The 8,132-nt window shown below is 67.9% G+C and carries 9 protein-coding genes and 1 pseudogene; 4 read left to right on the top strand and 6 right to left on the bottom strand.

Annotated elements, in window-relative coordinates; translation table 11 throughout:
• Positions 1–201: 201 nt before the first annotated feature.
• Positions 202–408: a hypothetical protein gene (locus PSD17_RS12350; protein ID WP_339122716.1), complete on the top strand. Its 207-nt coding sequence runs from the start codon at positions 202–204 to the stop codon at positions 406–408.
• Positions 408–803: a type II toxin-antitoxin system death-on-curing family toxin gene (locus tag PSD17_RS12345; protein ID WP_339122715.1), complete on the top strand. Its 396-nt coding sequence runs from the start codon at positions 408–410 to the stop codon at positions 801–803. Before PSD17_RS12350 ends, PSD17_RS12345 begins: the two co-directional genes overlap by 1 nt.
• Before the next feature lie 576 nt (positions 804–1,379).
• Here PSD17_RS12345 and PSD17_RS12340 read toward each other — a convergent pair.
• From PSD17_RS12340 to PSD17_RS12320, 5 genes are all read right to left on the bottom strand, one after another.
• A complete protein-coding gene (locus tag PSD17_RS12340; RefSeq protein ID WP_339122714.1) occupies positions 1,380–1,817 on the bottom strand; it encodes a pyridoxamine 5'-phosphate oxidase family protein in 438 nt (145 codons plus the stop codon).
• A 35-nt stretch (positions 1,818–1,852) separates the two neighbouring features.
• The gene (locus PSD17_RS12335) at positions 1,853–2,422 is read right to left on the bottom strand and encodes a sigma 54 modulation/S30EA ribosomal C-terminal domain-containing protein (RefSeq protein ID WP_339122713.1); all 570 of its coding nucleotides are present in this window, start codon (positions 2,420–2,422) and stop codon (positions 1,853–1,855) included.
• A 346-nt stretch (positions 2,423–2,768) separates the two neighbouring features.
• Positions 2,769–3,980, bottom strand: a complete 1,212-nt coding sequence (locus tag PSD17_RS12330) for an IS256 family transposase (RefSeq protein ID WP_428993581.1) — start codon at positions 3,978–3,980, stop codon at positions 2,769–2,771.
• Between the two features lie 166 nt (positions 3,981–4,146).
• Positions 4,147–4,977 carry an IS3 family transposase gene (locus PSD17_RS12325; RefSeq protein WP_339122712.1) on the bottom strand — a complete coding sequence of 277 codons (831 nt, stop codon included), beginning with the start codon at positions 4,975–4,977 and terminating at the stop codon, positions 4,147–4,149.
• Positions 4,978–5,024: 47 nt separating this feature from the next.
• Positions 5,025–5,318: a transposase gene (locus PSD17_RS12320; RefSeq protein WP_339122711.1), complete on the bottom strand. Its 294-nt coding sequence runs from the start codon at positions 5,316–5,318 to the stop codon at positions 5,025–5,027.
• A gap of 808 nt (positions 5,319–6,126) precedes the next feature.
• On the opposite strand from PSD17_RS12320, the gene PSD17_RS12315 reads away from it, so the two are divergent.
• Both PSD17_RS12315 and PSD17_RS12310 read left to right on the top strand, forming a co-directional pair.
• The gene (locus tag PSD17_RS12315; RefSeq protein WP_339122710.1) at positions 6,127–6,426 is read left to right on the top strand and encodes a hypothetical protein; all 300 of its coding nucleotides are present in this window, start codon (positions 6,127–6,129) and stop codon (positions 6,424–6,426) included.
• 66 nt (positions 6,427–6,492) lie between these two features.
• Entirely contained in the window at positions 6,493–7,530 is a 1,038-nt protein-coding gene (locus tag PSD17_RS12310; protein ID WP_339122709.1) for a tyrosine-type recombinase/integrase, read from the top strand.
• A gap of 92 nt (positions 7,531–7,622) precedes the next feature.
• Here the strand turns inward: PSD17_RS12310 and PSD17_RS12305 are convergent.
• A pseudogene (locus PSD17_RS12305) lies at positions 7,623–8,027 on the bottom strand (IS1634 family transposase); the annotation flags it as partial.
• Between the last annotated feature and the right edge of the window lie 105 nt (positions 8,028–8,132).

Raw genomic sequence — 8,132 nt, 5'->3', positions numbered from 1 at the left:
GCTCCCGAGTCCAGGATCCGCAGGCCCGATTACCTACCGAACGTTGCCTGACGAGGCACTAGCCTGCCAAGGCCTCACTCAGCACTCCACCCTTCGACACGTTCCCGGCGACAGCGACAGCCAGCGCCCCGGCCTGTTTGGGCCAGAGCTTTACTGTTTCCACAGGTAGATGATGATACCATCAGCTGGTATCATCATGGTATGGCGATGACACTGCGGCTCTCCGACGACGAGACCGAGGCGCTACGGCAACGAGCCGAGACCGAGCACCGCTCGATGCAAGCCGTGGCGCAGACCGCAATCCGCGAGTACCTCGCGCGCCGCACGCTCTCCGAACGCGTCGACGACGCACTCGACGAGATCATCCCAGCGCGGGCCCGGCTGCTCGACCGGCTGGGCAACGCGTGATGGAGTACCTCGACCTCGAGCTGCTGATGCGGGTGGCGCGTCGGGCCGTCGGTGACGACGTCCTAGTGCGCGACTACGGCCTACTTGAGTCGGCACTAGCCCGACCACAGGCCTCGGTGTTCGGCACCGACGCATACCCCGGGCTGCACGCCAAGGCAGCCGCGCTGCTGCACAGCCTCGCGCGCAACCACGCACTCGTCGACGGCAACAAACGGCTGGCCTGGGCGGCCGCCGAGGTGTTCCTTCTGGTCAACGGCTCCGCCGTAACCGCGGAGGAGGACGAGCTGTTCGAGCTGGTGATCACCGTCGCCGACGGCACCCTGTCCGACGTCGAGAAGATCGCGGAGCGACTGGCCTCGGTCAGCGCAGCGCGGTCGTTTCGAGGAACTCGTTGATCACCCGCGTGTACGGCTGCGCGGCAGCTAGCAGCCGTTCATCCATAGGACGTCGAGCGTGGCTCCATCGCGCACAGCTCGGAGCGCATCCTCCGGCAGGTCGACAGGTAGCTGACCGATCGGGGCGCGCCAAGCAACCACCATGTCAGCACCGGCACGAGGACTCGCCAGGCCTCTACGGCCGGTGCAAAGGACTGCGCTGCCCGGAGGCTGGGGTCGGCCCAGCGCTGACTGGCGCACCGCCGACGAGCCAGAATGACGAGGGCAGTGCGGGCGCCCTCTCCCCCTCCTCGACGGGGCCAGAGATTCAGACGGGGCCCGAGATTCAGTAGAATCCGGGCAGGGCCAAAGGCGCCGTTAACGACCGATGGCCGATGGTCGAGATCCGCTTCAGCTCGGGCGGTCGTGTCCCCCCAGTGCCCGAGCTGATCGACCCCAGGGCAGGGTGCCGGGGTCGACGGTCGGGGGCGTGTGCCGTGCCCACCGCACCGCCCCCGACACCGTCCTGCCCTACGAGGACGCAAACCAGGGCGCAGCACCCTCAGTGTTCGGCTCCGGAGTGTCCCAGTTCAGCCCTTACAGCAGGTCCCGGTCATGTTTGACGATGCGGTAGCCGGTCACGATCGCGGCACGGATCCCGATGACGTACTCCATGTGTTGGTCGACCCAGGGACGCAGCAACTGTTCGTAACGGGCGATGTCCTTCTCATCGCGCACAATCCGTGCGGTCCCTGTGACGACCACGCTCCAGCCCTCATGGGTCTGGAGGTCGAAAGCGTCGGCTTCATAGGCCACAACCTCGCCAGCGGTCGAGAGTAGGGCCGACCCCAAGTGCGTACGGATGATCACCGTCTCTCGGTCGACCACATGGTTGACCAGGCGGACCGCCGGTAGCGCCCGGTCGGTGAACACAACCCGACCCAAGGACACCTCACCCAGCAGCGCTAACGCCTCGACACGGGCGAGTTCGACAAGCCGCAAACCCCGAGCGGGTTCGCGGCGCACGGTTTCCATGACGGCCTCGGCTCCCCTCATCACAGCTCTCACTCTCACCCGGCGACGACCAGGCCGTAGTGCCCGTCATAGCGCTGATAGAGCACGTGGCCACGCCCGGCGTCGGCATCGCGGAAGAACAGGAACGAATACTCGGTACGGGCAAGCTGCTCAGCGGCCTGTTCGGCGGACAACTCCGGCACCGGGTGGACATTGACCGTCAGGGGTAGCCGCATTGACCCGGCAGGCGGGGCCAGGCTGCTCAGACGGGCCAACCTGTAGCCCGTGGGCCCGACCCGGTAGACGACGCTGTCCTCGCCGGTGTCGGCATCGACGAACAGGTGCACGTCGAAGTCCATCAAGTCCATCGTCAGGGCCGCCTCGTCCGGAGCACACCGCACCAGCGACACCGTCTTCCGCCGGACGATCTCAGACCGCCCGACCGGACGCAGCGGCTGTGGGCGAGCACGACGCGGGCCGGAGTCCGGCCACGGTCGCGGCGCCCATGGCGTTGCCAACCGCGCGACTTGCTGACCGAGCCGCACGCGCAGCAGACCAGCCGCCTCCCGTAAGAACGCAGCGGCCACCTGTACTCGCACCGGCCAACCATCGATCTCGACGTTCACCTGAGCCAGTGCCGGACAAGGCGCACTGGCCCGCCCTAGGACCGCCAGCCTGACCCGAGCCGAGGAATAGCGACCAGGCAGACGCCGGATGACCGCAGCGACCTGCCGCCGGACATACTCCCCCGCGTCCTCGACCACTTCCCCCACGGTGTGTACCGCGATCTCAGCCGCCGCTGTCCGCCGCCTCACCACACACCCCTCCTTGCACGACCTCAAATCGCCGTGGATCATCGGCCGGCCCCCGCCCACAGCAGCAGGGCCGAAAGGCTCCCTGAGCTTGGCCCCCAGCGCCGGACACTGACGGTGTGGAGGGTCTGTCTCGTGATCGGTGTTTCCGGCGTCGTGTTCAGTAGGTCTCGGCTCCCGGCCAGCGGTCACCGAACGTGATGGCGAACGCGTTGATCACAGGCTTCCATCGCATCGTCCACCGGACCCCGCCCTTCCCGGTCGGGTCGAGGCTGCGGGTCACAAGATACAGGCATTTCATTGCGGCCTGCTCGGTCGGGAAATGGCCTCGTGCTCGGACAGCTCGCCGGTAGCGGGCGTTGAGTGACTCGATCGCATTTGTCGAGCAGATGACCTTCCGGATCTCGACGTCGTAGTCGAGGAACGGCACGAATTCTTCCCAGGCGTTGCGCCACAGTCGGATCATCGCCCCGTACTTGCGCTGCCATTTCTGTTCGAGTTCGTCCATGGCGACCAGTGCGGCGTCGGGGCCGGGCGCCGCGTAGATCAGTTTGACGTCTCGTTTTACCGCATCCCAGTCCTGCCGGCCGACCAGTCGGAACGTGTTCCGGATAAGATGAACGACGCAGGTCTGGACAACAGACTGTGGCCACACGTTCGCCACGACCTCCGGTAGGCCCTTGAGGCCGTCGCAGACCACGAAAAACGCGTCGCGCACGCCGCGGTTCTTCAGATCGACCAGCACGCTCATCCAGAACTTCGCGCCCTCCCCGCCGACACCCATCCACAGGCCGAGCACGTCCTTACAGCCGTCAACGGTGACCCCGATGGCGGCGTAGACGGGCCGGTTGGCGACCTGTCCGTCCCGGACCTTCACGTGGATAGCGTCGATGAACACCGCCGCGTACACCGCATCCAGCGGGCGAGTGGCCCAGTCGTTCATCTCGGCGACGACCTTGTCGGTGATCCGCGAGACCGTCTCCTTCGACACCGACGCCCCGTAGATGTCGGCGAAATGCGCAGAGATCTCTCCGGTCGTCATTCCTTTCGCGTACAGCGACAGCACAATCTCGTCCACGTCAGTGAGGCGCCGTTGACGCTTACGCACGATCTGTGGCTCGAACGTGCCCTCCCGATCCCTCGGCACGTCGATCTTGACTTCACCGGCCGCGTCCGAGATCACTGTCTTCGGCCGTGACCCGTTCCGCACGTTCGTGGACTCCCGCTCCGGGGCCGCCCGATTCTTGGCGTGCCCGAGGTGCTCGGTCATCTCCTCGTTCAATGCCGTTTCCAACACATTCTTGGTGAACAGCTTCAGTAGGCCGTCCGGGCCGGTCAACGCCAGGCCTCGTGCCTTGGCTTCGGCCACCATCGCTGCCGCTGCCGCCTGCTCCGCCGACAGCTCCCGCGCCGGCTTGGACTCACCCCTGCGTGGACTCACAAGGTCTGATGTCATCACTCACAGTGCCCATCCCGCCGGACCTCCGCCCGGCGTGTCGGGCCGAAAACACCGATCTTGAAACAGTCCCGGTGTGGAGTCAGTGATCTTGGCGTGGTGGGGTATGGGCTGCTTCGAAGTCGGCCGGAGAGAGCATTCCGATGCTGGAATGTCGCCGTAGCTGGTTGTACCAGCACTCTATCCATTCGAAGATCGCGGTGGCAAGCTCGGCGCGGGTTTCCCACTTCTTCGAGTCGAGAAGCTCGAGTTGCATGCCCCAGAACGACTCGACAAGGGAATTGTCGTAGCAGTCCCCGATCGAACCCATCGACGGAGCGAGTCCTGCATCGACGAGTCGACGACCGAAGGCCCATGACGTGAATTGCGAGCCGTGGTCGGAATGCAGGATCGTGGCCTGCCGCTCCGGTCGTCGTCGAGTGATGGCCATTCCCAGGGCGTCGACCACCAGTTCGGTGCGCATGTTGTCGTCGATGGACCAGCCCACGACGCGCCTGGAGAACACGTCGATGACCGCAGCGCAGTAGACCTTCCCTTCTCGTGTGGAGTGTTCGGTGATGTCGGTGCACCAGATCTCGTCGGGCCCGTCGACCACGAAGTCGCGGTCGACGAGGTCGTCGTAGGGGTCAGCGTGCTGGTCGCGCACGGTGCAGCCGCGGTTTCGGCGCCTGTAGAGGCCCTGGATCCCGGCTTCGCGCATGAGCCGTGCGACCCGCTTGTGGTTGACCGCCATCCCAAGGCCGAGGGTGAGCTCGGCGTGCACCCGCGGCCACCCGTAGGTGCGGCGGGACTCGGCGTGGATCCGTTCGATGTGCTTGAGCAACAGCTCGTTCTCCTGCGCTCGGGGCGATTGCACTCCAGAGCACCATTCGTAGTAGCCCTGGCGCCGCACGCCAAGGACCCGACAGGTCACCGCGACGGAGAATCCGTCGTCGGCGAGTTCACGGACCAGCGGGAAAACTACTTTGGGAGGACATTCTCCCGGGCGAAATAGGCGGCGGCACGCTTGAGGATCTCGTTCTCCACCTCAAGCCGGCGGGCCTTCTTGCGCAGCTCGGCGAGCTCGCGTTTCTCGTCGCCGGATAGACGCGAGGAATTCAAGCCGCCCTCGTCTGCGTCGGCCTGAGCGAGCCAGTTCCGTAGGCAGGACTCCGAGATCGACAGCTCCTTGGCGATCTCGGAGACGGTCTTGACCTTCGAGCGGGCGAGGTCCACTGCGCGCTGCCGGAACTTCGGCGGGTGAGGAGCGGGCACGAACGACATCCTTCCCGGCGGACGGGGTCCGCCTCAGGAGAGGTGTCCGGTGTCAGGGGCCAAGCTCACCCGAACAGCCAGGCCAAAAGGCCCCACCGATCACGAGACAGACCCAGCACTGTGCTCCTCTCGATCGCCAAGGTCGGGCCCGACGGCTTCCACGGGAATCCAGCCCGGCGCCGACACCGCAGCGAGGGCCGCCGCTCTCGATCACCAGGCTCGAAGGCCGTCGGCTGGTATGGGCGTCCGCTCGGTTGCCCCTAGTCCTGGTACAACCCGAGACGACGTCACTCCAGCATCGGGACGCTGTCGCCGGTGGACTCCGAAGCAGCCCACACCCAGCTGTCGGGGGTCGGCGTGGCGGGCCAGCCGGAACGCGTCGGCGGCCTCGCCGGGGAGCAGCAGCCCGACCGCGTACGGGTCGTGGAGGCCGCCCTCGATGTCGAGCGCATCGACGGGCCGCGCCGCCCGGGGGGTGCGGCCTGCCGCGCCGGCTCAGGACCCGGCGACCTGTACGCGGCCGTCGGCCGGCATCGGCGCGTCAAGATCGGTCACCGGCTCCCCGTCGAGCCGGAGCAGCCCGGCTGCGTAGTGGCGCTCGATGCGCTCCTCGGACAGCTCCGCGCGGCCAGGGCGAACTCCCGGACGGTGCGCGTCGACTCCTCGGTCACCGAGACAGGATGCCCGACCGCAGCAGGTCCGCTCCCCCGGGCGGGGTCCCCGCGGGGGTTTGGCAGCGGAGCACCGACACGAGCTCGGCCTGCCCGGCACCGGCCAGGCCGTGGGGCAGACTGCGATCATGGTCCGGGTGGAGCTGGTCGCGACGGCGTACAGCATGCTGCCGCAGGGCCCGGCCGAGGTCGTCGATGACTTGGTCCATCTGAGCCGGTTGGTCGAGATGCCGGCCGTCCCGCCGGCAGGTGCAGAGATGTACGTGGCGCCCTCTGCCTATCCGTTGAGCGTCGAGCACACCGTCTGGCACGCCGAGGCCCGTGCCGGCCAGCCGCACGTGCAGGTCTACCTGTCCCCCATCGACCTCGACGCCCTCGGCGACCGGGCCGAGACGCTCGCGATGCTGATCGGCGCCGGCTGGGACACCAGCACCTGACACCCGCACCTGACACCAGCCCCCGACGTCCGTCGTGTGCCGGTGGTGCTCGGTTACGGTTCCGGCGTGGGTGGGCCCGAGCAGCTCGACGACGCACGCCCCGCGGGGCCGGGTGTGGTGGCGGCGATGGCGGCCGGGGATGTCGAGCGCGCGCGGGACCGTCGGAATCGGGTCCTGGCGGCGTTTCTGCTCAGCTGCCGTTCCGAGCACACCCGCCGCGCCTACGCCCGCGACATCACCGACTTCTTCGACTGGTGCGACCAGGTCGGAATCGAGGTCTTTGCCGTCCGCCGGGTGCACCTCGACGGCTACGTCACCGCGCTCGCGGCGCCGCGGCCGCGGACCGGGCGCCCGGCCGCCGCGTCCACTGTGGCGCGCCGGCTCGCCGCGTTGGCCGGGTTCTACGACTACGCCGTCGACGAGGGCCTGATCGGGTCCTCACCGGTGACCCGGGTACGCCGACCCCGGGTCGAATCCGACTCCCCCAGCACCGGACTGGACCGCGACGAGCAACGCGCGCTGCTCGCCGCCGCCCAGGCGGACGGTCCCCGCGCGACAGCGTTGGTCACGTTGTTGCTGCACAACGGGTTACGCATCGACGAGGCGCTGTCCCGCGACGTCGAGCACCTCCAGGTCGAGCGGGGGCATCGGGTGCTGCGGCTGCACCGCAAGGGCGGCCGGGCCGCGACCGCGGCGCTGGCGGCGCCGACCGCGCGGGCCCTGGACGTTTACCTCGATGGCCGGGAGGCCGGGCCGATCTTCACCACCCGGACCGGGCGGCGGATGGACGGCCCGGCGGCGTGGCGGCTGATCCGCCGCCTCGCCCGCGCCGCCGGCCTGGCCTCGGCGGACCGGATCGGCCCGCACACCTTGCGGCACGCGTTCGTGACCACCGCGTTGGACGCGAAGGTCGAGCTGCGCGACGTCCAGGACGCCGCCGGGCACGCAGACCCGCGCACCACCCGCCGCTACGACCGGGCCCGCCACAACCTCGACCGCCACGCCACCTACGCGGTGGCCTCCTACCTTGCCGAGCCGGTAGCCGCTCTCACAGATCAGCCGGCGCACGACTCGGAGGTTCCGGCCCGGCGCGGTGCGGATTGACCGACTCCGGACCCCCGAGCAGCCACTGGGGCGGCAAATGGCCGCCTACGGTGAGTCTGGACTGGCCGCTGTCAGACCTGAGTTGCACAGATTTAGTGCCCCGGCGCGTTGATCGCCGGTAGCCGGCTGAGGATGGCTCGGGCCTGGTCGGTGATCTGCGGGGCTGCGGTGATGGGGTGTCCGCCGATGTCGACGCGGATGGTGCGTAGTGGGCGCAGGGTTCTGACCAGCGTCTTGATGGTCACGCCGGTCGTGTCCTGGAGGTGCCGGGAGACAGCGAGGGCGGCGAAGACGACGGTGAGGTGGGCTTCGATGGCGTCGCGTTCGCGGTGGAAGATCGGCCGTGCGCGTAGGTCGGACTTGGCCATGCGGAAGCTGTGCTCGACCTGCCACAGGTCGTGGTAGGCGGCCACGACCGCGGGCCCGTCCATGGTGGACTCGGGCAGGTTGGTGACATAGCCCTTCAGGCCCGCGAGCTGGCGGGCGCGTTCGACCAGGGCGGCCTGGGTCATCGAGGCCACCGGCCTGATGAACCTCAGAGCCTGTCAGATGGTCTGTGTAACAAGATCCTCTTGAGTTGAGGAGTACACAGATGACCATGA

The organism is Pseudonocardia sp. D17 (assembly GCF_036984265.1).
Classification (GTDB): Bacteria; Actinomycetota; Actinomycetes; order Mycobacteriales; family Pseudonocardiaceae; genus Pseudonocardia; species Pseudonocardia benzenivorans.
This window is presented reverse-complemented; position numbering and strand designations above follow the sequence as displayed.